Here is a 24,758-nt window from a genome sequence, read left to right as displayed (position 1 = left end):
AAGATCAAGACCGGCCGCATGAGCGCGTCGGCCTTATGGCGTGGGTTGGGCGAATACCGCGAAAATGCCGGCGTAGGGTTTCACCATGAACGTGGGCGCGCCGGCGTAGCCTTCGCCATCCACATAGAACTGCGAGATGGTGCCATCCAGGTACAGCGCGTCGCGGCAGCCCAGTTCCTCCTTGAACAGCCGCGCGAAGGTATGGAAGTTCACCGGCGCCTCGCTCACCGCGAACACCACCTGGTGCGGCGTCTTGGCGCAGACGCCGCTGCGCCACTTGAGGCTGTTGGAGTCGTCGATGAACTGTTCGTTGAGCTTGCCATCGATCACCAGCATCGGTCCCGACTGGCTGGCCCATTGCACGGGCTTGCCCTCCGCCTTGAAGGCGGCGCTGGTACGCACGGCCGCATGGCCATCGGGATAGATGGCGAAGACACCGTTGGGCAGCAGCGAGAAATTGCCCGAGGCCGGGTTGCCATGGGCAAGATTGAGCGGGACCACCGTTTTGCCGCCTTCCACGTACAGCCCCAGTGGCGCGAACTGGCGGTCATAGATGCCCGCGTTGGCGGCAAACAGCATGCGTCGGCCGTGCGACATGCCCCACTGGCGCAGCGCATTGATGGTGCCGTAGGGCTCGCCGCTCTGCGGGTCCTTCCAGTGCAGGCTCAGCGTCTCGCGCTTGAGGTCGATGCTGACCACGCGGAAGTTCTGGTTCTCGAACACCCGCTCGCTGCTGTCCACGGGCGGCGCCTGCCGCGCGCAACCGCTCATGCCGCCCAGCAGCATCAGCAGCGCTAGCAGTGGCCATGTCAGGCGGCGCAACGGCGAATGTCGGTTCGAAGACGTGGACATGCCCCCGATGGTCGCCGGGTCGGTGTGATCTGCGCAAGCCCGGCCGCAGCATGTCTTAAACTCGCGGTTTTCCCCTCAGGTGTCACGGACCCATGCCCTACACACCCATTGTCGCCACGCTCGGCTACGTGTTGTCGCCCGATCGCCGGCAGGTATTGATGATCCATCGCAACTCCCGCCCGGACGACCTGCACCTGGGCAAGTACAACGGCCTGGGCGGCAAGATGGAGCCGGGCGAGGACATTGCCGCCTGCATGCGCCGCGAAATCCTCGAGGAGGCGGGCATCACCTGCGAGTCGATGAGCATGCGCGGCACGCTCAACTGGCCCGGTTTCGGCAAGCAGGGCGAGGACTGGCTGGGCTTCATCTTCGTGATCGACCGCTTCAGTGGCACACCGCTGACCGCCAACCCCGAGGGCACGCTGGAGTGGGTGCCGCTGGACCGGCTGATGGAACTGCCCATGTGGGAAGGCGACCGCCATTTCCTGCCGCTGGTATTCGACGACGATCCGCGCCCGTTCCACGGCGTGATGCCGTACAAGGACGGGCGCATGCAGTCCTGGGCGTTCTCGCGGCTGTGAGTGACGCGCAATACATCCGCATCGTCGCGGCGGTGATCCGCGACGCGCAGGGATGCGTGCTGATGGTGCGCAAGCGCGGTGCCGTCGTGTGGCAGCAGCCGGGCGGCAAGCGTGACGCGGGCGATGCGGATGATCTGCATACGCTGTCGCGCGAACTGGCCGAGGAGCTCGGTTGCCGCATGCATCGCGAAGGCGCGCGCTGGCTGGGATGCTTCCGTGCGCCGGCGGCCAATGAGCCTGGCCATGTAGTGGAGGCGGAGGTCTATGAGGTGGCCGCTGAGGGGCCTTTTGAGGCGAAGGCGGAAATCGAAGAGGTGTGCTGGATCGATCCGGCGGCGCCGGGTGATGTGGCTATCGCGCGGCTGAGTCGCCAGCAGATATTGCCGAGGCTCTAGCTTTCTCTCCCGGTTGGGACGGAAGGCGCTCTTATTAGTCATCCCTGCGGAGGCGGCACCCTGGCGACCACGCCAACAAAAGCGACAGTCCCCGGGTCCTCACTTTTGCAGGGATGACGAACCAAAACCAACGCCGCCTATCGAATCGCGCCACTGCCCAAACAACATCCTGGCGAAGCCATCGCCACCCGGCGCGAGCAAACCCTACGGCCCCCGCCGAATCGCCACCACCGCATTGAGCCCGCCAAACGCAAACGAATTGCTGATGGCCGCATGCACGTTGATTTCGCGCGCCACATTGGGCACATAGTCCAGGTCGCAGGCCGGGTCGGGGCCCAGGTAGTTGAGCGTGGGCGGCACGATGCCGTCACGGATCGCACCGATGGCGGCTACCAGTTCCAGTGCGCCGCCCGCGCCCAGGGCGTGGCCATGCATGGGCTTGGTCGAGGTGACCACCAGCTCGCGCGCATGCGCGCCGAACACGCGATGGATCGCGCGCGTCTCCGTGCTGTCATTGGCGACGGTGCCGGTGCCGTGGGCGTTGATGTAATCCACCTCGTCGGGGGACATGCCGGCATCGCGCAAGGCCATGTTCATGGCGGCGGCGGCGCCGATGTCGGAGGGCGCGGCGATATCGCCTGCGTCCGAACTCATGCCGGTGCCGGCCAGCTCGCACAGGATGTTAGCGCCGCGTGCCTGGGCGGACTCCAGCGTTTCCAGCACGTACATGCCGGCGCCTTCGCCGAGTACGAGTCCTCGACGACCGGCGCTGAAGGGGCGGCAGGTATCCGGGGCCAGCACACGCATGGCTTCCCATGCACGCAAGGTACCCAGCGTGATGCAGGCTTCGGTGCCGCCCACCACGGCGGCGTCGACCATGCCCGAGCGGATCATCATGGCGGCCTGGGCAAAGGCATGGTTGGACGAGGCGCAGGCACTGGCCACCACGAAGGCGGGACCGGTGATGCCATGCACGATGCTCACCTGGCTGGCGGGCGCATTCGTCATCATGCGCACGATGCCCAGTGGGTGGAAACGACCCTGGTGTTCGCCGTAGAGGCGCTGGTACATCTCATCGCGGGTGTTTTCGCCGCCGGCGCCGGTGCCGATCACCACCGCGGTGCGCGCAGCGGCCTCGCCGGCGAAGCTGATGCCGGACTGGCGGATCGCCTCGTTGGCCGCGATCAGCGCGTACTCGCTGAACGGATCGAGCAAGGCGCGACGCGCTTCATCGAAGAAGCTGGCCGGATCGTAGTCGGTGATTTCGGCGGCGATGCCGCCATTGCGCAACTGGCCGGGCTGGATGTGATGGATCGGACCGATGCCGGAACGGCCCTCGGTCATCGCCTTCCACACGGACGGCGCGTCATGGCCCAGGGCGCAGATGGCGCCCATGCCGGTGATGACGATGCGACGCATGGCTTATTCGCTGGTCTTCTGGGCGAGTTGGCGCTCGATGGCTTCGACGAGCTGGCCCACCGTGCCGTTTTCCAGGTCGGTGTCCTCGTTGGGGAGGTTGATGTTGAAGTGCTCTTCGATGTCGAAGATCACTTCGATGGCATCCAGCGAGGCAATGCCCAGGTCCTTCAAGGTGGATTCCGGCTTGATCGTATCGAGCTCGATCTTGGCCTGTTTGGCGATGATGTCGAAGGTTTCCTGTTGCACTGTGCTCATGTTTGCTTTCCTGGATGCCATGGCGCCGGAGTGACAGGCATCCACCTGATGCCCTTGAGCAAGACTGACGAACGATCGTTGCAATGTCCAGAATGCCGGCGCTTGCCGAGCGTGCGCCCGATCGTCCGCCGGCTGCCTTTCATCCAGCTTATCGACTCAGGATGCACCGGCGGACCGTGCGGGGTCGTATCCTATGCACTTGTATCCAGTGGAGTGCGGTGTGCGGTACCTGAACCAGCTTGAGCCGGATGCGCTGATCGCCCGGTTCGCGGAGCATCCCCCCATCGATTTCCGTGTGCTGGAGGCTGCCGGCACCCCGGCGTTCGTGGCGCCCTTCGATCTGCTGACCACGGCGGACGCCGAGGTGAGGGATAAGGTCGTGCACGCTCCCGGCTACCGTTGGTGGGGGCGCCTGTTGCGTTGGCGCACCGCGTTCGTGGGCACCACCGTGTCGGAATACGCGCTGTTTCCGCGCGGCGCGGAGCCTGCACCATTGGCGACGGCGCTGCGCGACCAGTTGGGGCGTGGTCAACGCCTGTTGATCGTCAAGGACATCCCGCAGGCTTCGCCGCTGTTCGACGCGGCGACGGGCGAATGGTGCAAGCGCTTTGCCGAGGCCTGCGATGCGGCCGGCTTCCTGCTGTTGGAAGGACAGGCGCTGGCCTATGTGCCGATCGACTTTGCCAGCGAGGACGACTACCTGGCGCGGCTCTCGTCCGGCCGACGCAAGGACATCCGCCGCAAGCTGCGCAAGCGCGATGAGGTGGCGGTCGAATCGGTGCGTTGCGGCGACGCCTCGTTTGCCGATGACGCAGTGGTGGATGCGTACTACGCGCTCTACGAGAACGTGTATGCGCAAAGCGAAATCCATTTCGACAAGCTCAGTCGCGGCTTCTTTGCCGCCGTGCTGCGTGATGCCGGCAATGGCGGCGTGGTGTTCGTCTACCGTCATCAGGGTGACATGATCGGCTGGAACCTGTGCTTTGCGGTGGATGGCAAGCTGATCGACAAGTACGTGGGCTTTGCCTACCCGCAGGCACGCGAGCAGAACCTTTATTTCACCAGCTGGTTCCACAATCTGGCGTGGGCGCGCGAGCACGGCCTTACCCATTACGTGGCCGGCTGGACCGATCCGCAGATCAAGGCCTATCTGGGTGCACAATTCACCCTGACCCGGCACGCCATCTACCTGCGCAATCCGTTGCTGCGGATGCTGGCGAGACGGTTGGGCAAATTCTTCGAAAGCGACAGCCAATGGGCGGCGCATGAGCAAGCGTGAAGCGTTGATTCTGGATTTCGACGACTCGGTAGGCCAGATACCGGGCGCCACCACGCTGGCCCTGTCCGACTGGCAGGAGGCCATCCGTTTCGGCTGCACGCTGCGCACGTTCAACCGGCTGCGCAATTATCTCGATGCGCAGATGCCGTCCAGCTATGGCACCGTGCTGATGGGCTCGGGCGACTATCACCACCTGACCTGGCCGCTGGTGGAGCGCCAGCGCGCGCGTGGGCCTTTCCAGCTGGTGGTGTTCGACAATCATCCGGACAACATGCGTTTTCCCTGGGGCATCCATTGCGGCTCGTGGGTGCGACGCGTCGCCATGCTGCCCTATGTCAGCCATGTGCACGTGGTCGGCATCACCTCCGGCGACATCGGCGCCAGGCACGCCTGGGAGAATTACCTGCGTCCGCTGCAGGCCGGCAAGCTCAGCTATTGGTGCATGGACGTGGACGTGGGCTGGGCCAACCGGCTCGGACTGGCCGATGCCTTCCGTCGTTTCGACGATCCCGACGCGCTCACCACGGCCTTCGTCGCGCAACTGCGCCAGGCGCCGCAGGCCACCTACCTGTCGATCGACAAGGACGCCTTCAGCGTGGATACCGCGCGTACCAACTGGGACCAGGGCCGGCTGGAAGAAGTGCACGCCATGGCCATCATCGAGGCGCTGCGTGGCCGTATCGTGGCCAGCGACATCAACGGCGAGGTTTCCGCGTACCGGTACCGTACCTGGTGGAAGCGCCTGCTGAGCGGCATGGATGGCCAGCAGCCGATCCCGCAAAGCGAACTGGATGCCTGGCAGGCGCAGCAGCGTGCATTCAATACACGCCTGCTGGCGGCCATCGCGGCCAGCAGCACATAGGCGACCCATCCGTGGCAAGGTGCCGGCGGGATGCCGGTACGGATGGAGGCGAGTGAGGCAAGAGTGCCGGCTCGTTCCGGCGATCGTCAGAGTTGATGCCATCGTCATGACCACTGCCTTTCCCAGCAGCCGTCGCGTGCTTATTTTCCTGGCCGCTGCCTTCGCCATCACCTGGGTCGCCTGGGGCACGCTGATCGTGCTGGCCCGCGCGCAGGCCACGGCCTACGGTCAATGGCCGTACATGACGCTGTACGTGCTGGGCGGCCTGGGGCCGACCATCGCCGCCTATCTCGCCGTATGTCTCACCACCGCCCAGGCGCCGCTGGCCGAATTCCACCAGCGGCTGCTGCGGTGGCGCGTGCCATTGCCCTGGTATGCGCTGGCGCTGGGCCTGCCGATCATGCTGGCCTTCATGGCCCTTGGCGTGGCGGTGGCGCTGCGTCCCACCCTGTCGGGCCTGGTGGCGATCAAGCCGTGGTCGGCGTTTCCCTTGCTGTTCGCCATGACGATCGTCGGCGGCGGCCTGGAGGAGCTGGGCTGGCGCGGCATCGCCCAGGAAGAGTGGGGGCACGCCATTGGCCAGGGCCGCGCCGCGCTGCTGATCGGGCCGATCTGGGCGGTGTGGCATCTGCCGCTGTTCTTCCTGCCGGGCGTCAGCCAATACCATGCGCATTTCCCGCTGTTCCTGCTGGGCGTGATCAGCAACGCATTGCTGTTCGGTTGGCTCTACAGCCGCACGCGCAGCATCCTGCTATGCGTCTTCATGCATGCCGCAACCAATGCGGTCATCGTCATGGGCGTGATGATTCCCGCCCGGCAGGGGCTTTCGCTGATCGCGCCATGCCTGTCCCTGGGCGTGGGTGCGCTGCTGTTTCTTTCCAGCGGAAAGCGCGGGGTTCAGGCCGATTCGGCGATGCATTAGGCGCCGGCGGCGCGCTCCAGCACCGTGCAGATCGACGCGAAGGTCGCCTCATCCAGCCACAGGCTGTTGCTGATGGTGAGCGAGCGTGCGGCGAAGTCGCGCGCGTTGGGCAGCGGCGTGTCGGGCACGATGCCGCGCAGGTAGGCGTAGTCGGGCAGGGCGTGGATAAACAGCCGGCTGACGCCGACACCAGCGGTCCACAAGCTGCGCAGCGCGTCATCGCGAGCGGCTTCGCTGGGCAGCGTCAGCAGCAGGAACGGCCACACGCCGCGCTGGCGCGGGGCATCGTCGAACACCGTGACGCCGGGGATTCGGCACAGTCGCGCCACGCGCGCCAGCGCCTGGGTCCGCGTGGCATCCAGAAAGGCCGGCAGGCGCTTCAGGGCGCGACTGCCCACCGCCTGGCGCCAGGGGCTGACGGTATGCAGGGGAATATCCGGCCCGAAATCGTCGCCCACGGCGGCGACCGGATCATTGGCCGCCAGCGCCTTGCGCAGTGGACGCCCATAGGCGAGCGACAACAGCGAAGGGCGATAGGCCAGCGTATAGCCGATCAATTCCAGTGCGCGTTGCCAGTCCATGCGTGCATCGGGTCGGATGGTGGCGTCATGGCTGACGGCGAAGGCGTCGCGCAACACCGGGTCGCGAGTGAGCAGCAGGCCACCTTCGAACAGGGTGAGGCCCTTGCCCACCGCCAGGCTGAAGAAGCCGGCATCGCCGAGCAGGCCCACGCTGCGCCCGTCCTGCTGCGCGCCCAGCGCTTGCGCGGCGTCTTCCAGCACATAGGCGCCCACGCGATGGGCCACATCGAGCACCAGGTTGACGTCGGCGATGCGGCCGGCCAGATGCGTCGGCACGATGGCCAGCGTGCGCTCTCCCGCCAGCGCGCCAAGCTGGGCGGCGTCCATGTCGAAATGGTTGGGAGTGAGATCGCACAGCCGCGGCTTGAGGCCGGCGCGATGAATCGCCAGCGCCACCAGCGGGCACGTCCACGCCGGCACGATCACTTCATCACGCTGGGGACGCAGGCGGTGCATGGCGCGCAGTGCCACCACCATCGCGGCGGTGCCGGAGCATTCCAGTTGCAGCGGGTCGACGCCCAGCCACTGCGCCACGCGCTCGGCGAACGCTGCGCGACCGGGCCAGAGATCGGTCAGGCGAAGCGGCAGTCCTGCGGTGGGCGGCAGCTCGCGGGCCATGTCAGTCGCCCGCGGCGACGCCCAGCGCGCCCTTGGCTTCGGTGGGCGCGTCGTGTTCCGGATGCGCGCCGCTTTCGGCAAAGGCAAGGCAGATGATGCCGGCCACGATGGTGGTCGCGCCCAGCACGCGCGGCCAGGTCAGCGGTTCCTGGAACAGCCACGCCGAGAACAGCATCACGCTGACCACTTCCAGATGGGTCACCGCGAACGCGGGGCCGATCGGGGCGTGCTTGAGCAAGGTCATCCAGGTGAAGAAGTTGCCGACATAGCCGACCACCGCGAAATAGATCCACGGATGGCCAAACACGCGCACGATCCACGCCCAGTTGGCTTCGGGCGGAAACGCGTGGTTGCCGGCGTACTTGAAGCTCAGCTGCACAATGGTGTCGAACAGCACCAGGATGGTGAAGCCGAAGAAGTAAAAACGTTTCATCCGATCAACCTCCGCCCGCGATGCCGACCATGGCCACGCCAGCGGTAACCAGCAAAATGCCGGTCACGCGCAGTGGCGTGAGCTTCTCGCGGAACAGGATGCGCCCGGCGATCATGATGACGACGATATTGATCGAGCCCAGCAGCACGCCTTCGGAGAGATCCACCAGCGACAGGAAGGCGATCCACACCAGGAACTCGGCGACGTAGGAGACGATGCCGATCCAGATCCATGGCCGCGCCGCCATGTACTTCCAGCGCGCCAGGCCGTCACCCGCGCGCGGATCGCCGGCCGCGGCCTTGAAGGCAAGCTGGCCGACGGTATCCAGGGTGACGTTGAGCAGCCACAGCGTGACGACCAGGGGACTCATGGCGAGTCCTCAGGCCGCAGCGCGTGCAGCGGGCTCGTAGGCGGCGGCAACCTTGCGGAAGAATTCCGCCGAGCGATCCGTCAGCAGGCGGCGCTGGCGGTCCACCGTGATCATGTGGTAGCTGTCTTCCAGCCACAGCGTTTCCACCGGACCGGATACCGAACGCTGCACCAGGTAGGCATTCTCGAGGCTGGCGACGTCGTCTTCGGTGGCGTGGGCGATCAGGCACGGCGCGTTGACCTTGGGCAGTTCGCGCTTCACCACGGCGGCCATGTTGTACATCTCCGCCAGCGATGGCCACGGGTTGCCGGGCAGGCCCGCCGCCGCGCTGTCGCCGCCCAGCATGGCCGAGCTGATCTGCGCGCGCAGGCGCTCGTCGCGAATGCCATAGGGCTCGCTCTCGTGCACCATGCGGTGCTTGCCAATGCCGAACTTGTGCAGGAACGGCAGCAGGAAAGAGAACTTGCCGAACCACGGAATCGCCCAGCCGTCGTACTGGAAGGTGGCGCCGTACACGCCCACGCCCTTGATCCAGTCCGGATGGTCGGCGGCCAGCTTCAGCGCCAGCACGGCGCCCATCGACAGGCCGGCGACGAACAGATGATCCACTTCGTGGCGGTACTGCTCGGCCGCCGCTTCCACGCTGGCGTACCAGTCGCGCCAGCCGGTCTTCAGCAGGTCGTCGACATCGCCGCAATGCCCTGCCAATTGCATGCCATAGACGCTATAGCCGGCGCGGTTGAGGCCCTTGCCGAGCAGACGCATCTCGGTGGGGGTGCCGGTCAGGCCATGAATAAGCAGCACGCCACTGCGGCCGCCCTCGTAGCGGAACTCAACGTTCTGAATCACTCGGAAGCTCCGGTACAGCGGGCGGAATGCGGAAAATGGCGCGGCAGGCGCAGGGAAAGAGTGCAGTAAACCATGCTGCCAGTGTGGCCGCTGACCCTTTCCAAGAACTTTCGACCTTTTCGAGGTGGGGACCTATAGGCTCCCTCCCTTGCTTGTTGGGGAGGGTTGGGGAGGGGTAAAGCTCTTGCCCGTATGAAGAGCCCCCACCCCCATCCAGCCTCCCCCTGCAAGCAGGGGGAGGAGACAAGTCAGCGCCCGAAATGGCCCTGGGTACCGCCTACCGAGATGCTCATGCCGCCGGTGGGATGCTCACAGCTGCCAAAGGCCTGGCTGAGGGTGACGCCGCCGCCGGTATAGCCGCCACTGAAGTGATTGCCGGACACCACGCCGGTCGTCACCGAGCCGTGCACCTGGGGCTGGTTGTAGGTGGCGTCATCACAGGTGACCACGGGCTGGCTCACCGCGGCCTGCGTGTCGCCCAGGGCGCCGCTGGTATCGCCGTAGTAGGTACCCGGCGGGTCCTTGGAGCCATTGGCATTGGCAGGGGCGGTGCTGGCCGTCGCGCCCTGGCTGGGCGGCGTGGCGGCTTGGCCCGTCGTGCTGGCCGGCTTGGTGTCGGTGGTGGCCGGCGCGGCGCTGCTGGCGCTGGCGGCCGGTACATTGGCGGGGAGTTTGAGATTGAGTGGCTGGCCGCTGTCCTGCGCCCAAACCGGCGCAGTCAGCAGGCAGGCGGCCATGAGGCTGGTGATGCGGATGATCTTCATGGAAAACTCCGGGGACATGCTGCCTAGAACGCGCGACCGTCGCCGGTGTGCACATGTTTCCATTCGATGCCTGCCAGGGCAGGGAAGTTCCCTGCAGCCTCAACCGTAGGCGCGCAGCCCAAGGATACGCGCCTGCAGCTTTCTTCGTTCAGCCGGTGGTCTCGATGCGCTCCACCCGGCGCAGGCCGCGCGGCAGCACGCCGCCGCGAGTGGCGCGGTTGCCACCGTACTCGACCAGGTCGGACCACTTGAGCGTGAGCTTGCGCTGGCCGGCATAGAGCGTCACCTCGCCCTTGCCTTCGGCGACCACCGCCACGCCGACCACGCGCTCCTCGCCGGAGGTTAGCTTGGCCTTGGGCACGTCGATCAGCTTGTTGCCCTTGCCCTTGTCCAGCTCCGGCAGCTCAGCCACCGAGAACATCAGCAGATGGCCTTCGGTGGTGACCACCACGATGCGGTCGCGGGCCGGATCGGCGCTGACCTGCGGCGCCAGCACCTTGGCGCCGTCGCCCAGCGTGATGATCTGCTTGCCGGCCTTGTTGCGCCCGGTGAGCGCCTCGAAGCGGGTGACGAAGCCATAGCCGTGGTCGGTGGCAAGGATCAGCCGCGTGTCGTTGTCGCCCGCGGCCAGCGCGTCGAAGCTGGCGCCCGATGGCGGGCTGAAGCGGCCCGTCAGCGGCTCGCCATTGCCGCGCGCCGAGGGCAGTGTATGCGCCGGCGTGGAATAGCTGCGGCCGGTGGAATCGATGATCGCCACCTGTTGCGTGGTGCGTGCCTTCACCGAGGCGAGCAGGCTGTCGCCATCGCGGTAGTTCAGCCCTTCGGCGTCGACGTCGTGGCCCTTGGCGGCACGGATCCAGCCCTTGGCGCTGAGCACCACGGTCACCGGCTCGCTGGCCACCAGCGCGCTTTCGTCCAGCGCCTGAGCCGCGCCGCGCTGCACCAGCGGCGAACGGCGGTCGTCGCCGAACTTGGCGGCGTCGGCGCGCAGTTCTTCCTTGATCAGGCCCTTGAGCTTGGCCGGCGACTTCAGCAGCACGTTGATGCGCGCGCGTTCTTCCTCGAGCTGGTCGCGCTCGGCGTTGATCTTCATTTCCTCGAGGCGGGCCAGCTGGCGCAGCTTGGTCTCGAGGATGTAGTCGGTCTGCTCCTCGCTCAACTTGAAGCGTGCCATCAGCACCGGTTTGGGCTCGTCCTCGGTGCGGACGATGCGGATCACCTCGTCCAGGTTGAGGTAGGCGATGCGCAGGCCTTCCAACAGGTGCAGGCGACGCTCGACCTTGGCCAGGCGATGCTCCAGGCGGCGGGTGACCGTGGTGGTGCGGAAGCTCAACCATTCGGTGAGGATGCGCTTGAGGTCCTTCACCTGCGGCCGGCCGTCCAGGCCGATCATGTTGAGGTTGATGCGGAAGCTCTTTTCCAGATCCGTGGTGGCGAACAGGTGCTGCATCACTTCATCCGCATCGACGCGGTTGGAGCGCGGCACCACCACCAGGCGGATCGGGTTTTCGTGATCGGACTCGTCGCGCAGGTCCTCGATCATCGGCAGCTTCTTGGCGCGCATCTGCGCGGCGATCTGCTCGAGGATCTTGGACGGGCTCACCTGGTGCGGCAGCGCGGTGATGACGATGTTGCCCTCGTCCATGTGATACACGGCGCGCGCGCGCAGCGAGCCGGTGCCGCCCTGGTACATCGCCAGCAGTTCCTGGCGCGAGGTGATGATCTCCGCCTCGGTCGGGTAGTCCGGACCCTGGATGTGCTCGCACAGGTCCGCCACGGTGGCGTCGGGATCGTCCAGCAGGCGGATGCAGGCGCTGGCCACCTCGCGCAGGTTATGCGGCGGAATGTCGGTGGCCATGCCCACGGCGATGCCCATGGAACCGTTGAGCAGCACGTGCGGCACGCGGGCGGGCAGCCAGCTGGGCTCGTCCATGGTGCCGTCGAAGTTCGGCACCCAGTCCACCGTGCCCTGGCCCAGCTCGCCGAGCAGGGCTTCGGCGATCGGGCTGAGCTTGGACTCGGTGTAGCGCATCGCCGCGAAGCTCTTGGGGTCGTCCGGCGAGCCGAAGTTGCCCTGGCCGTCGACCAGCGGGTAGCGGTACGAGAACGGCTGCGCCATCAGCACCATCGCCTCGTAGCACGAGGTGTCGCCGTGCGGATGGAATTTGCCGATGACGTCGCCGATGGTGCGCGCGGATTTCTTGGGCTTGGCGCTTGCGGCCAGGCCCAGCTCGCTCATGGCGTAGATGATGCGCCGCTGCACCGGCTTGAGCCCGTCGCCCACGAAGGGCAGGGCGCGGTCCAGCACCACGTACATCGAATAATCGAGGTAAGCCCGCTCGGCATATTCCTTGAGCGGGATCTGTTCAAAATTGGCTTGCAGATTCATGCGGTTACGTCGATGGGGTGCGCGCGGGGCGGCGCGCTTAGCCGGGCGATGGTGCCAGAAAGCAGGGGTGGCGGGCGAGCCCGGCGCTGCCTCAGTCCTTCACTTGCGTGGTTTCCACGCCCAGCTTGCGCAGTTGCGCCTGCACGCTGTCCGGCCCGGCCAGGTGGCCGGCACCCACCGCGATAAAGCTCACCCCTGGCTGCTGCATGCGCTCGGCGATGAGCTTGGCCCAGGCCTGGTTGCGATCGACGATCAGGCTCTGGTAGAGCCTGGTGCTTTCCTTGCGCACATCCTCGTCCTCGATGCGCGCGATGGCGGCGGTGTCGCCGTCGCGCCAGGCGTCGATCAGCTCGCGCAGCTTGGATGGGCCCTCGGCCACTTCCTTGAAGGACTGGCGCAGGAAGGCCAGCTGCATCGATTCGGGCAGATCGGCCAGCATGCGGATCTGCTGCTCGGCCGTCTCCAGCCCATCGACCGGCTTGCCGGCTTCGAGCATGCGTGCCTTGAGCAGCTTGTCCACGCCGAGGTTCGGGTCCATGCCGGCCTGCACCAGGGGCGCCATGGTGAGCGTGAGCGCCGCCAGCCAGGGCTGCATGGGCTGCAGCGTGGCGACGCCGCCGGGGAGCTTGGCCGTTTCCGCCGCCTGTTCGAGGGCTTGCCGGTCGTCGCTGTCGAGCTTGCTGGATAGTGGGTGCTCGACATCGATACCGTGCTGCATCACCAGGGCCTGCATCGAGGCGGTGTCGTCATCGACGATCTCGATGCTCAGTCGCTGGCTTTCGTCCAAGGCCTTGTCCAGCGCGGGCGAGCGCCAGTGGGTATCGGATGGCAACAGGTGCACGGTACCGAACAGATAGATCGTGGCGTGGTCGTTCCTGGCCACCCACAGGCCGGGCTGCGCCGCGACGGTGGTGACGAGCAGCAGGCTCAGGCAGAGCGCGGCGCCGATGTGTTTGAGCAGCTTCAAAGGGCATTCCAGGCGAAGGAGAAGGCGGCGTCCACCACGGCGCTATGCGCATCGGTGGAGCCGCCCGGCCTCGCTATCATGCAGAAAACCGGCGGGCACGTCGAAGGTGGCGGTGTGTTCAGCGTGGCACCCGATAACCGCCGGGAACGCCGCGGGGGCTCAGCGTGAGCTGCCAGAGCTGATCGCGCCGGCTGCGAAACACCGCGGCCGATACCGCCAGGTAGAAGTGCCACATGCGGCGGAAACGTTCGTCGTAGTCCACCGCCAGTTGCGGCCAGGCGGCATCGAAGTTGGCGCGCCAGGCGGTCAGGGTGAGGTCGTAGTCGGCACCGAAGTTGTGCCAGTCCTCCACCACGAACAGGCCCTGCAACGCCTCCGCTACCTGGCTGGAGGCCGGAATGACCGAGTTGGGAAAGATGTATTTCTCGATCCACGGATCGGGCCGGCTCGGCGAACTGTTGGTGCCGATGGTATGCAGCAGGAACAGGCCCTCCTCGCGCAGGCAGCGCCGCGCCACCTCGAAATAGGTGCGATAGTTCAGCGGCCCCACGTGCTCGAACATGCCGACCGAGAAGATCGCATCGAACGGTTCGTTGAGGTCGCGATAGTCCTGCAGGCGTATCTCGACGGGCAGCCCCGCGCACAGCTCGCGCGCGAATTCGGCCTGCTCCTGCGACACGGTGATGCCCACGCCCTCGACGCCATAGTGCTCGGCGGCGTATTTCAGCGCCTCGCCCCAGCCGCAGCCGATGTCCAGCACGCGCTGGCCGGGCTGCAGGCGCAGCTTGCGGCAGATCAGGTCAAGCTTGGCCACCTGCGCCTCGTCGAGCTGGCTGGCCTGCGCCCAGTAGCCGCAGGAATACACCAGCCGCTTGCCCAGCATGGCCTGGAACAGGTCGTTGCCGAGGTCGTAATGGGCCCGGCCGATCTCGAACGCGTGATCGCCCCGTTGCAGGTTGATGAAGCGCGCCTTGAGGTGGGCGATGAGCGTATCGAGCGTTTTCAGCTCATCGTCCAGCTGCGCGCGCAGCATGCGGGTGAACATGCCCGGCAGGTCGTCGGCATCCCACCAGCCGTCCATGTAGCTTTCGCCCAGCCCCAGCGATCCATGCGCGAAGACGCGTGCGTACAGGCGTTCGTCGTGCACGCGCAGGTCGGTCGGCGCAGGGCCGTCGATATGGATGCCGGCGTGTTCGAGCAGCTGGGTGGCGCGCTGCTTCAGGGAATCCTGGCTCATGCATTCCTCGCTTGGTTGGCAACGACGTTGCCGGACAACGGCTCAGGCCTTGCCCAGCTTCGCAAAGCTTGCAGGGGCGATTGCATAGACAACGTCGACACCACAGGCGCGCACCGCTTCGAGCAGCACTTGCGCCTGGGCTTCGGTGAGCAGGAACTCCACCTTCACCGCCAGGTCGTCCGCCAGCTCGAAGAATTGCTCCTCATGCAGCACGCCATGCCGCCCGAAGCCGCACATGGCGCGAAACGCCGAGCCGCCGCCGATGCCGGTTTTCTTGGCGCGTTCGAGCAGCCACTCGTACATCAGCACGCCGTCGTGGCGCGCACGCGTGTGGCAATAGAAGGACAGTTGTACGCCTTGATGCAGGGTTTCCCGTTCCATAAGGTCTCCTAGCCGCGCAGCACGGCGCGGGTGAGCGCGATGCCGGCTATGGTCATGGCGATCGAGCCCACCAGGTGCATGAGCAGGTGTCCGCCGAACCACAGGTATTGCTGGCGCAGCAGCAGGGTGGTCGACTCGGCGGAAAACGTCGAGAAAGTGGTGAGGCCGCCGAGGAAGCCGGTGGCGGCGAATAGCCGCAGTTCCGGCGGCAGGGTCTGGAAGTGGTCGAACACGCCCAGCACCACGCCCATCAGCAGCCCGCCCAGCAGGTTGGCCGCCAGCGTACCCATCGGCAGGGTGGGGAAGATCGGGTTGAACAGCACGCCAAGGGTCCAGCGCAGCCAGCAGCCCAGCGCGCCTCCGATTCCCACGGCTACAAATCCGGTAAGCCCCACGTCGCGTCTCCTCAAGTCAGCTGGACTTCCCGGAAACAGGCACGCACCTGCGCCCCCGGAAGCTCCGGCAGTGCAGGCATCATCAACCCGAAGGTGGTTTGCCCCGTGCGTTTGGCCCGACGAAGGCGGCGTCGCAGGGGCGGGAGGCATGCCATCTCCCTGGCTCATGCTAGCCGATGGAAGGCCGATCGTCATGGCTCGGGGCCGTGCTTGGCCGCCGCTATACTCGGCCTCCTTTCCCGCCGTTCCCCTAGGTCATGAGCCCAATCCAGCGCCCCGTAAGGCGCAGCCTGCCATGGCTGCTGGCGGGTCTGTCGATGATCGGACCGTTCTCGATCGACGCCGTGTTCCCGGCGTTTCCGCTGATCGGTGCGCGCTTTGCCGTGGACAGTGCCGGACTGCAGCAGATGATCAGCGTGTACCTGATCACCTATGCGGCGATGAGCCTGTTTCATGGCGCCATCTCCGATGCGATCGGGCGCAAGCCAGTCATCGTGTCGGGCATGCTGGTGTATGCGCTAGCCTCGGCGGGGGCGGCCATGTCGACCTCCTACGCCATGCTGCTGACCTGTCGCGCGTTGCAGGGCACCTGCGCCGGCGCGGGCCTGGTGGTGGGGCGGGCGGTGGTGCGCGACAGCCTGGATGGCGCGGCGGCCCAGCAGCTGATGTCCCGCGTGATGATGATCTTCGGCGTGGCGCCGGTGATCGCGCCGATGGTGGGTGCGCAGCTGTTGTTCCTCAACGGCTGGCACGGCATCTTCTGGGTGTTGATGGGCTTCACCCTGATGCTGGCGGTGGCGTTGATCCTGTTCCTCGATGAGAGCCATCCCATCGCTGCCCGCACGCCGTTCCATCCCAACAGCTTGCTGCACAGCTATGTGAGCTTTGGCCAGGACCGGCATTTCTGGCCGTTGCTGATCGCCTGCTCGGTGAATTTCGCCGGCTTGTTTCTGTATATCTCCTCGGCACCGCACATCATCCGCGATCTGCTGCACCTCAGTGCGCAGGGCTTTCCCTGGCTGTTCCTGCCGGTGGTGACGGGACTGGTCGGCGGTGCATGGCTATCGGGTCGTCTGGCCAGCCGGCGCAGCGTGGCCTACACGGTGAACCTGGGCTATGCCTCCATGTTGCTGGCCTGCGGGCTGCATGTGCTGATCGCGCTGGTCACACCCGCGCCGGTGTTGCCGTGGTCGATGCTGCCGCTGGTGCTGCATGGCATCGGCGTGCAGCTGGCCTTTCCCACCTTGACCCTGTTGCTGCTCGATCGCTTCCCGCATCGTCGCGGCGGAGCATCGTCAGTGCAGGCCTTCGCCAGTTTGTTGCTGTGTGCCGTGGTGGCGGGCGTGATCTCGCCGCTGCTGTCGGGTCACATGCTGTATCTGGCGTTGGGGGCGAGTGTGCTCACCTTGATCGGCTGGTTCTCGTGGCGCTGGTATCGCCATGTGACGCGGCGGCCGCTGGGGGCGCAGCATTTGGGGCCGACGGTGGAGACGGAGTTGCAGACGGAGATCACGGAGCCGAGGTAGGTTTTTGCTTTCGCTTCGGTGCTTTTGCTGTCATCCCTGCGAAAGCGGGGGGCTGGGACTTTCGCTTTTCCTTGGGCGCTTCTGCGAGGTTGCCGCTTACGCAGCGGGCGCTTCGCCCTCCTGCCGGAGGCCGAGTCACTTCTCTTTGCTGGCCCACGCATGCGCAGGAGCGCATGCGAACGGCGAAGTCGGCCCGAAGGGCGAAGGGCAGGATGCCCGGAGTCAAGAGAAGTAACCCAGAGAAATGGCCTTCAAAGCCAAGGCTCGTAGCATTGCGTTGAATACAAGCCGGAACGGTCTCTGGGGCATCGTTGCGCAGCGTTATGGCCTAGCCGCTGTGTAGCGGCGGAGGTTGTCCCGCAGCGAAGTACCTCAAGCGCTCGGGCTTTTCCCAACGTTATGCTGCCAGCCCTTCAGGCCATTTTCTTTGGGTTACTTTTCTTTTGGGCCAGCAAAAGAAAAGTGACTCGAGCGTCGGCAGACGATCGAAACGCCCGCCGCGCAGGCGGCACCCTGGCGGAAGCGCCAAAGAAAAAGCAAAAGTCACCAGGTCCCTGCTTCCGCCGGGATGACGATCAAAAGCGACCCCATCCGCTCCAGGAAGAAAGACAAAAGCGCGGACGAATAATCAACGAAAAACCGCGCGCCCACCCTCATCCAACAGCCCCCGCGAGATCAACCACCGCCTCGCATTCCCCGCATCCTGCTCGAACCACGCCTGTGTCGACCCCAGCCGGAACGAATACCCCCAGGCATCCATGTCCGTCATCAGGCGTTGCCGACCCACCCCGGGCAACTCATCGGCAAGCACGATCTGCAGATAGCAGGTGGCGTCTTCCTCGTCGATGGAATCCGTGGCGTCTGTATGGACGGAGGCGCGGCGCTCATCCGGCAGCACGATCAGGTGGCCAGCCTCATGCAGCAGCGAGTGCACGGGCGTGTCGTCGCGCGCGTAAACCATGTGTCCGATGATGCCGGCCTCTTCGTCACCCCAGAAGCTGCCGGGAATGGCTTCGCCGGATGCGACGCGCGTCAGCTGCAGGCCATAGCGGGCCAGCAGTTTTGCCGGCGCGGCGAAGCCGAGCTCGCCCAGGCGCATGACGCCGGCTTCGGAAGGGGGAGTGAGATCGTCCACGTGTATGGCGTCGGTGGCCGCTGCATGCTGGCTGCAGCGAAACGGCGGAAGGCGGCGCGGGTGGGATGCCCGCGCCGCGCGGTCAGACGGTTTTGGCCGGCGTGTTTTCCGGCAGCGCTACCGAAAGCTCAAGGATTTCGTGTCCGCTGTCGCGCTCGACGTTGATGTTGATGGCGTCGAGGTCGACGTGGACGTATTTCTTGATCACTTCAAGCAGCTCGTTGCGCAGCAACGGCAGGTAGTCGGGAGCGCCGCGGGTGGAACGCTCCTGGGCCACGATGATGCGAAGACGCTCCTTGGCGACCGCAGCGGTGGGTTCCGGCTTGCGCTTCAGGAAATCAAGAATACCCATCGCGATCAACCTCCGAACACGCGCTGGAAGAAGCCCTTCTTCGGCACCTCGAGGAAGCGCAGGGCACGTTCCTCGCCGAGGATACGGGCGACGGTGTCGCCGTAGGCCTGGCCGGCGAGCGAGTTGTCGTCGAGGATCACCGGCACGCCCGCGTTGGACGCCGCCAGCACGTTCTCCGATTCGGGGATCACGCCGACCACGTTGATGCCGAGGATTTCCTCCACGTCCTTGACGCTGAGCATCTCGCCCACGGCCACGCGGGCCGGGTTGTAGCGGGTCAGCAGCAGGTGCTGCTTGATCGCGCCGTCACCGCGCTCGGCGCGGCGGGTCTTGCTGGCGAGCAGGCCGAGGATGCGATCCGAATCGCGCACCGAGGACACTTCCGGGTTGACCACCACTACGGCGTGATCGGCGAAGTACATGGCCAGGTGCGCGCCCTTCTCGATACCGGCGGGCGAGTCGCAGACGACGTAGTCGAAGCCTTCCTTGCCCAGCTCCTCGAGCACCTTTTCCACGCCTTCCTGGGTGAGGGCGTCCTTGTCGCGCGTCTGGCTGGCGGCCAGCACGTAGAGGTTCTCGTAGCGCTTGTCCTTGATCAGGGCCTGCTTGAGCGTGGCTTCGTTGTGCACGACGTTGACGAAGTCGTACACCACGCGCCGCTCGCAGCCCATGATCAGGTCGAGGTTGCGCAGGCCGACGTCGAAATCGATCACCGCGACTTTCTTGCCGGCCATGGCAAGGCCGGTGGCAAGCGAAGCACTGGTGGTGGTCTTGCCGACGCCGCCCTTGCCTGAGGTGACAACGATAATCTCAGCAGTCAAGGCTCATCTCCGCATGTATTTTTTTGATAGTAGTGTGAGCGATCGTCAAAGCTTGGCGATCAACAGTTTTTCACCTTCGAGCCAGCATCGCACAGACTGGCCTTCGAGGTCTTTGGGAATTTGTTCAAATACCCGGTAATGGCCGGCGATGGCTACCAGTTCGGCACGAAAATCGGAAACGAAGATGCGTGCTTTCTCATCGCCCTGTGCGCCGGCCATCGCGCGGCCGCGCAGCCCGCCATAGACGTGGATGCTGCCGTCGGCGATGACTTCGGCGCCATTGGCGATGGCGCCGGTGACTACCAGGTCGCGGTCGCGCGCATAGATCTGCTGGCCGGAGCGTACCGTGCCGTCGTAAAGCTGGGCGCCGAGCACGGGTCCGGCGGGTGGCGCCGGTTCGCTGCGCACCGGTTCTGCGCGGCGCACCGGCTCGGCCGGCGCAGCCGATGGTGCCGGCGGCGCGATGCTGCCGCCATCGGCGGGCTCATAGGCGGCGCGGAACTTGGCGATCAGCGGCAGGCCCATGCGTTGGGCCAGCGCTTCCACCTCGCTGGTGCCGTAGGCCAGGCCCACCGGCAGCATGCCGGCGCTGCGCACGGCTTCGAGCAGGGCATCGACGGTGCCGTCATCGGGCAGGTCGAGCAGATGGCTCAGGTCCAGCACCACGGCGGCGCGGGAGAACAGCTGGGGGGCGGAGCGCACGCGGCGTTCCAGTTCGTCGCAAAGTGCGGCGGCGTCGGCGCGGCGTACGCGCACATTGGCAATGCCGACCTGGCCGAAGCGCAGGTCGCAAGCGTCTTGAGTATCCATTCGTGCATTCATGGGCGCCGCTCTCCGGCGAGGCGGCGCTTAGGGGTATCGGGGTGGAAAGGGCGCTGGCGCTCGGCCAGCCAGGGCTCGTCGGGCAGGCCGTCGTGGTCCAGGTAGGTTTCGCGCACGAAGGCGTAGCTGGGTAGGTCCTTGGCCAGCAGGCTGACCTGCGGGCCGTCCGCGCCCATGCGTTGCTGGCCTACTTCCTGGAAGCCGTAGGTGCCGTGGAACAGCACCACCACGTCGTCGCGGGGTTCCAGGAACACTTCGCAGGTCAGCAGCGGCACGCGCACTTCCGCGTAACTGGTGACGTCGCAATAGAAGATGCGACCCAGGCCGTGGCGGCGGTAGGCGTTGGCAATGACGATGCGGTCGATATAGGCGAACTGCGGGTAGTGCTCGCCAAACCAGTGGTAGTTGGGGCTGTCGTAGCTGCTGCCTTCGCGCAGCGCGATCAGGAACCCGGCGAGGTGGCCGTCGATCTCGGCCACCCGGAAGTAGTCCGCGTGGTCGTAGAAGTAGCGCAGCTGTGCCGCATCGAGGGCGAGGATGGTGCGGCCGGCGGCGTTGTTGAGCGCCAGCACGGCATCCAGGTCGTGCTCTCGCACGTCGCGGATGGCAAGGGCCATTCGTTGCTCCGCAGTGTGTGGTTCGATGACAAGACCGACGATCGGCCCCGCGTGACAGCCGGCATTATGGCATGTGACCGCCGGTCACACATATCACGGCGCACCATGTAAAACCTTTGTAAAGCGGTGGAAGGCATGGCTTCCGGCAGGGGTGGGGCAGTGACTTCTCGCGCATTGCGCCACGCGGGCAGGTAGCGAATGATGAGCCCATGGCATGGTCCAACATCAATCACATACGGCTACTGCGGTATGCCGGTCTGTTCACGTACCTGTGCGTCGCGCTGCCGCTGCTGTCCGGCCCGGGCGGCCTGGCGCAGGTCAACGCCTGGTGGAGCAATCCCAATATTTCGGGCTGGATACTCTCCTACCTGATCTTCGGCGTGACCTATCTGCTGCTGACCCGGCGCTCGGGCATGACGCGGCAGACCGGCTACCCCTCCATCGGCCAGTTGCTGGGGCTGGTGGTGCTGACCGGTTCGGCCGTGGCCATGGGCTGGTTCAGCCAGAGCGGCCTGTCGGCCATGCTGATGCTGGTGATCGCCGTGGTGTTGCCATGGCAGTTGCCGGTGGGGGCTGGGCTGATGTGGATGCTGCTGCAGAACCTGATGCTGATCCCGATCATCGCCAGCTACATGGGCTGGACCATCGTGACGGCGTTCCTGCAGGTATGCATGTACCTGGGCATTTCCGCGCTGGTGTTCTTCACCTCGATGATCGCCAGCCTGCAGGCCGAGGAGCGCGAGAACCAGCGCCGGCTCAATTCGGAGCTGCGGGCGACCCGCGCGCTGCTTGCCGAATCGACCCGCATCGCCGAGCGCATGCGCATTGCGCGCGACCTGCACGACCTGGTGGGTCATCATCTCACCGCGCTCAGCCTCAACCTGGAGGTGGCCAGCCATCTGGTCAACCCGCAGGCGGCGGCACACGTGCAGAAGGCGCAGGTGACCGCCAAGCATCTGCTCTCGGATGTGCGCGAGGTGGTCAGCGAGTTGCGCCAGGACGACGCCATCGAGCTTACCCAGGCCTTGCGCAGCCTGATCGAGGGCGTGCCGGGCCTGCGCGTGCATGTGGAAACGCCGCCGCGCTTCGGCGTGGAAGACCCGCGCCGCGCCCAGGTGCTATTGCGCTGCGCGCAGGAGATCATCACCAATACGGCCCGCCATGCCGGCGCGCGCAACCTGTGGCTGCGCTTCGACTACGTCAATGCGAACCTGCTGGAACTGTTCGCCCGCGACGACGGCCGGGGCGCCTCGCATTTCCGGCCCGGCAACGGCCTGTCCGGCATGCGCGAGCGCCTGGCGGAGTTCGAGGGCAGTGTTACGGTAGACCAGGCGCAGGGCCAGGGGTTTGCGCTTACCGTGCGCCTGCCGCTGGGGGAGGTGCCCGAGTTGGCGCACACGCCGTCACGGTTCGAGCCGCCCGCGCTGGGCATGCTGAAGGAGCCGCTTGACCGTGAGCTGTAAGAATTCACGTCTGACCGATGGGTCGTGCCAAAATGTGTTGCTTGGATAGCCGCATCGTTCTTCCCCGTAGCCCATGGGCATCGCACATGGGCCACAACCGTTTCGAGGATCCGCGATGATTTCCGTCTGTCTCGTCGACGACCAGAACCTGGTGCGCCAGGGTGTCCGTTCACTGCTGGATCTGGCGGAGGATATCCGCGTGGTGGCCGAATGCGCCGATGGCGCCCAGGCCGTGCAGGACATCCCGAGAATCAAGCCCGACGTGGTGCTGCTGGACCTGCGCATGCCCAACATGAGCGGGCTGGAAGTGCTGCAGGCCTTGTCTGCGCGCAACGAGTTGCCGCCGACCATCATCCTCACCACCTTCGATGACGACCAGCTGGTATTGCAGGGCCTCAAGGCCGGTGCACGCGGCTACCTGCTCAAGGATGTCTCGCTGGAGCAATTGGTGGAAGCCGTGCGCACCGTGGCGGCCGGCGGCTCGCTGGTGGCGCCGATGGTCACCCAGCGCCTGCTGGCCGGCGTGGGCCGCATGCAGAACCAGTTCACCAGCCTGGAACAGCCCGATCCGCTGACCGAGCGCGAGACCGAGATCCTGCGCCTGCTATCGGGTGGCTACAGCAACAAGGAGATCGCCAACTCCCTGAAAGTGGCGGAGGGGACGGTGAAGAACCACGTCTCCAACATCCTCTCCAAGCTGGGCGTGCGCGACCGCACCCGGGCCGTGCTCAAGGCGCTGGAGCTGGGCATCGTCTGATCCCCCGCGGGGCCAGGCCGGACGCCATTCGCGGGCGTCTGGTCGGCCCCCGTCAGGCCGCCTTTACGGCCGGATAGCGTTCCTGCGCGCGAGCAAGTACCATCGGTGGCTTCGGCGCTGGCCGACCCCCTGTCACGATGCGATTCTTCGGGAATCTCCCGTGGCGGGCCGGTCTCCGGCGACTGTCTTGTGCCGTGTACAGAGAGACGTGCGGAGAACCCTGGAATGATGCGTGTTCTTGAATTCATTGTTGCCCTGATCATCGTCGCCGTGGTGGCGGTGGTGGTGGGCTTTGTTATGCCTGGCAGCGGCCATGTCGAACGGTCGCAGGTCGTCGGCAAGGACATGCGTCAGGTCTATGACGTGCTGAACAACTTCCGTCGCTTCCCGGAGTATTCCGTGCAGCGCGAGTACGACCGCAATGTGAAGTTCGACTTCTCCGGCAAGGACTATGGTCCGGGCGCCGAAGTGAGCTGGTCCAGTCAGGACGACAAGGTCGGCAGCGGCAAGCTGACCATCGCTTCGGCCGATCCGAGCTTCGACAAGATCGACTCGACCGCCAAGAAGGCTTCCATCGTCTGGAACCTGGACAACGACTGGCACGGCAACGACAAGCACTTCACGCTCGACCTCGAGCGTCAGGGCAGCCGTGGCCAGCTGACCAACATCACCTGGTCGTATGACGTCGACTACGGCTTCAACCTGATCAACCGCTATTCCAGCCTGTACATTCATGGCGACCCGGATGCCTTCATCCAGTTCACCCTGACCAACCTGCAGAACGTGCTGGCGGCGGTGCCGAACCTCGACTACACCAAGCTGATCCCGTACATCGAGCAGACCCAGCCGACGCCGGTGCTGCTGGTGTCCACCTCGATCGAGCGCAAGGGAGGCCTCGAGGCGCTGAACGATGCGACCGACAAGGCCGTGGCCCAGATCCAGGCTGCCGCGAAGAAGCTGGGCGTGACCACCACCGGTCCGCGCATCATCTACACCACCAACTACGGCGACCAGACCTACACCTTCGACGTGGCCCTGCCGATCAGCGCGACCAGCCTGAACGTGGGTGGCCAGTCGGTGGACCTGACTGCCGCCAAGGCGCCGGATCTGACGTCTGCGCCGGCTGATGCCAGCACCAGCGCAGGTGCCGCCGCCGGCAACGCCGACAGCAACACCCCGGGTGGTCATGACCGCTTCGGCCGCCTGATCATCGACAACGACGTGCGCGCCTTCCTGGCCTTCGGTGGCCCGGCCCTCAAGGCCGTGTGGAACGGTACCGCCGCCGGCGTGCCGCAGACCCGCGACCTGCTGAAGGCCTATGCACAGACCCACGGCTACAAGTTCGACGAAGTGGTCAACCGCTTCTACGACATCGAAGCCAAGCCGGAAGTGAAGCAGGGTGACGAGGTCAAGAGCTACGCCGAGTACGACGTGTACCTGCCGCTGAGCTGGGCCCCGGCGCAGACCCCGGAGCAGGAAGCCGGCATCAAGCCGCCGTCGCTCGACGACAACGGTGACCAGGCTCCGGCCTCGTCCGGCACCGCCGCCGCACCGGCCAGCGCTGCCACCACCGCGCAGTAAGCCCGACCAACGGCAAGCTCCTGAAAAGGCCCTTCCCCGCGAAGGGCCTTTTCATTTTCGCGTTGCCCATCGCCCGGTAAGGGCGAACTTTTCGGTTACATTGCGGGTCGACCTCGCTGGACCCACTGGCGGCGC

The 24,758-nt window shown here is 65.7% G+C and carries 27 protein-coding genes and 1 riboswitch; of the genes, 9 read left to right on the top strand and 18 right to left on the bottom strand.

All coding sequences use genetic code 11. From position 1 onward, the window contains the following. Positions 1-33: 33 nt before the first annotated feature. Positions 34-786: a phosphodiester glycosidase family protein gene (locus MJ606_RS00595; RefSeq protein WP_243048545.1), complete on the bottom strand. Its 753-nt coding sequence runs from the start codon at positions 784-786 to the stop codon at positions 34-36. A 158-nt stretch (positions 787-944) separates the two neighbouring features. Between MJ606_RS00595 and MJ606_RS00590 the strand changes: the two genes are divergently transcribed. Then, positions 945-1,433, top strand: a complete 489-nt coding sequence (locus MJ606_RS00590) for an 8-oxo-dGTP diphosphatase (protein ID WP_243047427.1) — start codon at positions 945-947, stop codon at positions 1,431-1,433. Beyond that, positions 1,430-1,828 carry an NUDIX domain-containing protein gene (locus tag MJ606_RS00585; RefSeq protein WP_243047426.1) on the top strand — a complete coding sequence of 133 codons (399 nt, stop codon included), beginning with the start codon at positions 1,430-1,432 and terminating at the stop codon, positions 1,826-1,828. The genes MJ606_RS00590 and MJ606_RS00585 overlap by 4 nt, the downstream gene beginning before the upstream one ends. A 204-nt stretch (positions 1,829-2,032) precedes the next feature. Here the strand turns inward: MJ606_RS00585 and MJ606_RS00580 are convergent, their stop codons facing one another. Together MJ606_RS00580 and MJ606_RS00575 are read right to left on the bottom strand one after the other, a co-directional pair. Continuing rightward, positions 2,033-3,247: a beta-ketoacyl-[acyl-carrier-protein] synthase family protein gene (locus tag MJ606_RS00580; RefSeq protein ID WP_243047425.1), complete on the bottom strand. Its 1,215-nt coding sequence runs from the start codon at positions 3,245-3,247 to the stop codon at positions 2,033-2,035. A gap of 3 nt (positions 3,248-3,250) precedes the next feature. Next, positions 3,251-3,502 carry a phosphopantetheine-binding protein gene (locus MJ606_RS00575; RefSeq protein WP_243047423.1) on the bottom strand — a complete coding sequence of 84 codons (252 nt, stop codon included), beginning with the start codon at positions 3,500-3,502 and terminating at the stop codon, positions 3,251-3,253. A 220-nt stretch (positions 3,503-3,722) separates the two neighbouring features. Between MJ606_RS00575 and MJ606_RS00570 the strand changes: the two genes are divergently transcribed. The 3 genes from MJ606_RS00570 (at position 3,723) to MJ606_RS00560 (ending at position 6,565) form a co-directional block, all read left to right on the top strand. Continuing rightward, positions 3,723-4,781: a GNAT family N-acetyltransferase gene (locus MJ606_RS00570; RefSeq protein WP_243047421.1), complete on the top strand. Its 1,059-nt coding sequence runs from the start codon at positions 3,723-3,725 to the stop codon at positions 4,779-4,781. Then, positions 4,768-5,643, top strand: coding sequence for an arginase family protein (locus tag MJ606_RS00565; protein WP_243047419.1), 876 nt, complete (start codon positions 4,768-4,770; stop codon positions 5,641-5,643). Before MJ606_RS00570 ends, MJ606_RS00565 begins: the two co-directional genes overlap by 14 nt. Positions 5,644-5,749: 106 nt before the next feature. Further along, a complete protein-coding gene (locus MJ606_RS00560; RefSeq protein WP_243047418.1) occupies positions 5,750-6,565 on the top strand; it encodes a type II CAAX endopeptidase family protein in 816 nt (271 codons plus the stop codon). Here the strand turns inward: MJ606_RS00560 and MJ606_RS00555 are convergent. The 10 genes from MJ606_RS00555 to crcB form a co-directional block, all read right to left on the bottom strand. Next, positions 6,562-7,764, bottom strand: a complete 1,203-nt coding sequence (locus MJ606_RS00555) for a DegT/DnrJ/EryC1/StrS family aminotransferase (protein ID WP_243047417.1) — start codon at positions 7,762-7,764, stop codon at positions 6,562-6,564. The two genes, MJ606_RS00560 and MJ606_RS00555, sit on opposite strands and share 4 nt — an antisense overlap. 1 nt (position 7,765) lies before the next feature. Further along, entirely contained in the window at positions 7,766-8,197 is a 432-nt protein-coding gene (locus MJ606_RS00550; protein ID WP_243047416.1) for an EamA family transporter, read from the bottom strand. Positions 8,198-8,201: 4 nt separating this feature from the next. After that, positions 8,202-8,567 carry an EamA family transporter gene (locus tag MJ606_RS00545; RefSeq protein WP_243047415.1) on the bottom strand — a complete coding sequence of 122 codons (366 nt, stop codon included), beginning with the start codon at positions 8,565-8,567 and terminating at the stop codon, positions 8,202-8,204. 9 nt (positions 8,568-8,576) lie between these two features. After that, positions 8,577-9,416 (bottom strand): alpha/beta fold hydrolase, encoded by an 840-nt coding sequence (locus MJ606_RS00540; RefSeq protein WP_243047414.1) that lies wholly within the window; start codon positions 9,414-9,416, stop codon positions 8,577-8,579. A 248-nt stretch (positions 9,417-9,664) separates the two neighbouring features. Beyond that, complete coding sequence (locus MJ606_RS00535) at positions 9,665-10,180, bottom strand: hypothetical protein (protein ID WP_243047412.1); 516 nt, start codon at positions 10,178-10,180, stop codon at positions 9,665-9,667. Between the two features lie 148 nt (positions 10,181-10,328). Continuing rightward, a complete protein-coding gene (gene parC, locus MJ606_RS00530; RefSeq protein WP_243047411.1) occupies positions 10,329-12,569 on the bottom strand; it encodes a DNA topoisomerase IV subunit A in 2,241 nt (746 codons plus the stop codon). A 91-nt stretch (positions 12,570-12,660) separates the two neighbouring features. Continuing rightward, entirely contained in the window at positions 12,661-13,536 is an 876-nt protein-coding gene (locus tag MJ606_RS00525; RefSeq protein WP_243047410.1) for a TraB/GumN family protein, read from the bottom strand. A gap of 118 nt (positions 13,537-13,654) precedes the next feature. Continuing rightward, the gene (cfa, locus tag MJ606_RS00520; protein WP_243047408.1) at positions 13,655-14,773 is read right to left on the bottom strand and encodes a cyclopropane fatty acyl phospholipid synthase; all 1,119 of its coding nucleotides are present in this window, start codon (positions 14,771-14,773) and stop codon (positions 13,655-13,657) included. Between the two features lie 42 nt (positions 14,774-14,815). Next, complete coding sequence (locus MJ606_RS00515; RefSeq protein WP_243047407.1) at positions 14,816-15,154, bottom strand: DUF190 domain-containing protein; 339 nt, start codon at positions 15,152-15,154, stop codon at positions 14,816-14,818. 8 nt (positions 15,155-15,162) lie between these two features. Continuing rightward, positions 15,163-15,549, bottom strand: a complete 387-nt coding sequence (crcB, locus tag MJ606_RS00510; RefSeq protein WP_243047406.1) for a fluoride efflux transporter CrcB — start codon at positions 15,547-15,549, stop codon at positions 15,163-15,165. A 66-nt stretch (positions 15,550-15,615) separates the two neighbouring features. Beyond that, positions 15,616-15,717, bottom strand: a riboswitch (Fluoride riboswitch). An 89-nt stretch (positions 15,718-15,806) separates the two neighbouring features. Here crcB and MJ606_RS00505 point away from each other — a divergent pair. Then, a complete protein-coding gene (locus MJ606_RS00505; RefSeq protein WP_243047405.1) occupies positions 15,807-17,075 on the top strand; it encodes a multidrug effflux MFS transporter in 1,269 nt (422 codons plus the stop codon). A gap of 628 nt (positions 17,076-17,703) precedes the next feature. On the opposite strand, the gene MJ606_RS00500 is transcribed toward MJ606_RS00505, so the two are convergent. The 5 genes from MJ606_RS00500 to MJ606_RS00480 form a co-directional block, all read right to left on the bottom strand. Beyond that, the gene (locus MJ606_RS00500; RefSeq protein ID WP_243047404.1) at positions 17,704-18,174 is read right to left on the bottom strand and encodes a hypothetical protein; all 471 of its coding nucleotides are present in this window, start codon (positions 18,172-18,174) and stop codon (positions 17,704-17,706) included. A gap of 118 nt (positions 18,175-18,292) precedes the next feature. Then, the gene (minE, locus tag MJ606_RS00495) at positions 18,293-18,562 is read right to left on the bottom strand and encodes a cell division topological specificity factor MinE (RefSeq protein ID WP_243047403.1); all 270 of its coding nucleotides are present in this window, start codon (positions 18,560-18,562) and stop codon (positions 18,293-18,295) included. 5 nt (positions 18,563-18,567) lie between these two features. Next, positions 18,568-19,383 (bottom strand): septum site-determining protein MinD, encoded by an 816-nt coding sequence (minD, locus tag MJ606_RS00490; protein ID WP_243047402.1) that lies wholly within the window; start codon positions 19,381-19,383, stop codon positions 18,568-18,570. Between the two features lie 45 nt (positions 19,384-19,428). Beyond that, entirely contained in the window at positions 19,429-20,205 is a 777-nt protein-coding gene (gene minC, locus MJ606_RS00485; protein ID WP_243047401.1) for a septum site-determining protein MinC, read from the bottom strand. Continuing rightward, positions 20,202-20,822, bottom strand: coding sequence for a GNAT family N-acetyltransferase (locus MJ606_RS00480; RefSeq protein ID WP_243047399.1), 621 nt, complete (start codon positions 20,820-20,822; stop codon positions 20,202-20,204). Before MJ606_RS00480 ends, minC begins: the two co-directional genes overlap by 4 nt. 209 nt (positions 20,823-21,031) lie before the next feature. Here MJ606_RS00480 and MJ606_RS00475 point away from each other — a divergent pair, with 209 nt between their 5' ends. The 3 genes from MJ606_RS00475 (at position 21,032) to MJ606_RS00465 (ending at position 24,623) form a co-directional block, all read left to right on the top strand. Continuing rightward, positions 21,032-22,285: a sensor histidine kinase gene (locus tag MJ606_RS00475; protein ID WP_243047398.1), complete on the top strand. Its 1,254-nt coding sequence runs from the start codon at positions 21,032-21,034 to the stop codon at positions 22,283-22,285. 115 nt (positions 22,286-22,400) lie between these two features. Then, positions 22,401-23,042, top strand: a complete 642-nt coding sequence (locus MJ606_RS00470) for a response regulator transcription factor (RefSeq protein ID WP_026635939.1) — start codon at positions 22,401-22,403, stop codon at positions 23,040-23,042. Between the two features lie 225 nt (positions 23,043-23,267). Beyond that, complete coding sequence (locus MJ606_RS00465; RefSeq protein ID WP_243047397.1) at positions 23,268-24,623, top strand: polyketide cyclase; 1,356 nt, start codon at positions 23,268-23,270, stop codon at positions 24,621-24,623. Positions 24,624-24,758 lie beyond the last annotated feature (135 nt).

It is taken from the genome of Dyella sp. RRB7 (assembly GCF_022761115.1).
Classification (GTDB): domain Bacteria; phylum Pseudomonadota; class Gammaproteobacteria; order Xanthomonadales; family Rhodanobacteraceae; genus Dyella.
Note: the sequence above shows the minus strand (reverse complement) of the source record. Positions and strands in the feature narration are given on the sequence as shown.

Excerpts from the sequence above, each read along its gene's own strand:
- MJ606_RS00595 (WP_243048545.1), bottom strand. The coding sequence starts at position 786 with ATGCTGCTGGGCGGCATGAGCGGTTGCGCGCGGCAGGCGCCGCCCGTG.
- MJ606_RS00590 (WP_243047427.1), top strand. The coding sequence starts at position 945 with ATGCCCTACACACCCATTGTCGCCACGCTCGGCTACGTGTTGTCGCCC.
- MJ606_RS00580 (WP_243047425.1), bottom strand. The coding sequence starts at position 3,247 with ATGCGTCGCATCGTCATCACCGGCATGGGCGCCATCTGCGCCCTGGGC.
- MJ606_RS00575 (WP_243047423.1), bottom strand. The coding sequence starts at position 3,502 with ATGAGCACAGTGCAACAGGAAACCTTCGACATCATCGCCAAACAGGCC.
- MJ606_RS00565 (WP_243047419.1), top strand. The coding sequence starts at position 4,768 with ATGAGCAAGCGTGAAGCGTTGATTCTGGATTTCGACGACTCGGTAGGC.
- MJ606_RS00560 (WP_243047418.1), top strand. The coding sequence starts at position 5,750 with ATGACCACTGCCTTTCCCAGCAGCCGTCGCGTGCTTATTTTCCTGGCC.
- MJ606_RS00555 (WP_243047417.1), bottom strand. The coding sequence starts at position 7,764 with ATGGCCCGCGAGCTGCCGCCCACCGCAGGACTGCCGCTTCGCCTGACC.
- MJ606_RS00550 (WP_243047416.1), bottom strand. The coding sequence starts at position 8,197 with ATGAAACGTTTTTACTTCTTCGGCTTCACCATCCTGGTGCTGTTCGAC.
- MJ606_RS00545 (WP_243047415.1), bottom strand. The coding sequence starts at position 8,567 with ATGAGTCCCCTGGTCGTCACGCTGTGGCTGCTCAACGTCACCCTGGAT.
- MJ606_RS00535 (WP_243047412.1), bottom strand. The coding sequence starts at position 10,180 with ATGAAGATCATCCGCATCACCAGCCTCATGGCCGCCTGCCTGCTGACT.
- parC (WP_243047411.1), bottom strand. The coding sequence starts at position 12,569 with ATGAATCTGCAAGCCAATTTTGAACAGATCCCGCTCAAGGAATATGCC.
- cfa (WP_243047408.1), bottom strand. The coding sequence starts at position 14,773 with ATGAGCCAGGATTCCCTGAAGCAGCGCGCCACCCAGCTGCTCGAACAC.
- MJ606_RS00515 (WP_243047407.1), bottom strand. The coding sequence starts at position 15,154 with ATGGAACGGGAAACCCTGCATCAAGGCGTACAACTGTCCTTCTATTGC.
- MJ606_RS00505 (WP_243047405.1), top strand. The coding sequence starts at position 15,807 with ATGAGCCCAATCCAGCGCCCCGTAAGGCGCAGCCTGCCATGGCTGCTG.
- MJ606_RS00500 (WP_243047404.1), bottom strand. The coding sequence starts at position 18,174 with ATGCGCCTGGGCGAGCTCGGCTTCGCCGCGCCGGCAAAACTGCTGGCC.
- minE (WP_243047403.1), bottom strand. The coding sequence starts at position 18,562 with ATGGGTATTCTTGATTTCCTGAAGCGCAAGCCGGAACCCACCGCTGCG.
- minC (WP_243047401.1), bottom strand. The coding sequence starts at position 20,205 with ATGAATGCACGAATGGATACTCAAGACGCTTGCGACCTGCGCTTCGGC.
- MJ606_RS00480 (WP_243047399.1), bottom strand. The coding sequence starts at position 20,822 with ATGGCCCTTGCCATCCGCGACGTGCGAGAGCACGACCTGGATGCCGTG.
- MJ606_RS00475 (WP_243047398.1), top strand. The coding sequence starts at position 21,032 with ATGGCATGGTCCAACATCAATCACATACGGCTACTGCGGTATGCCGGT.
- MJ606_RS00470 (WP_026635939.1), top strand. The coding sequence starts at position 22,401 with ATGATTTCCGTCTGTCTCGTCGACGACCAGAACCTGGTGCGCCAGGGT.
- MJ606_RS00465 (WP_243047397.1), top strand. The coding sequence starts at position 23,268 with ATGATGCGTGTTCTTGAATTCATTGTTGCCCTGATCATCGTCGCCGTG.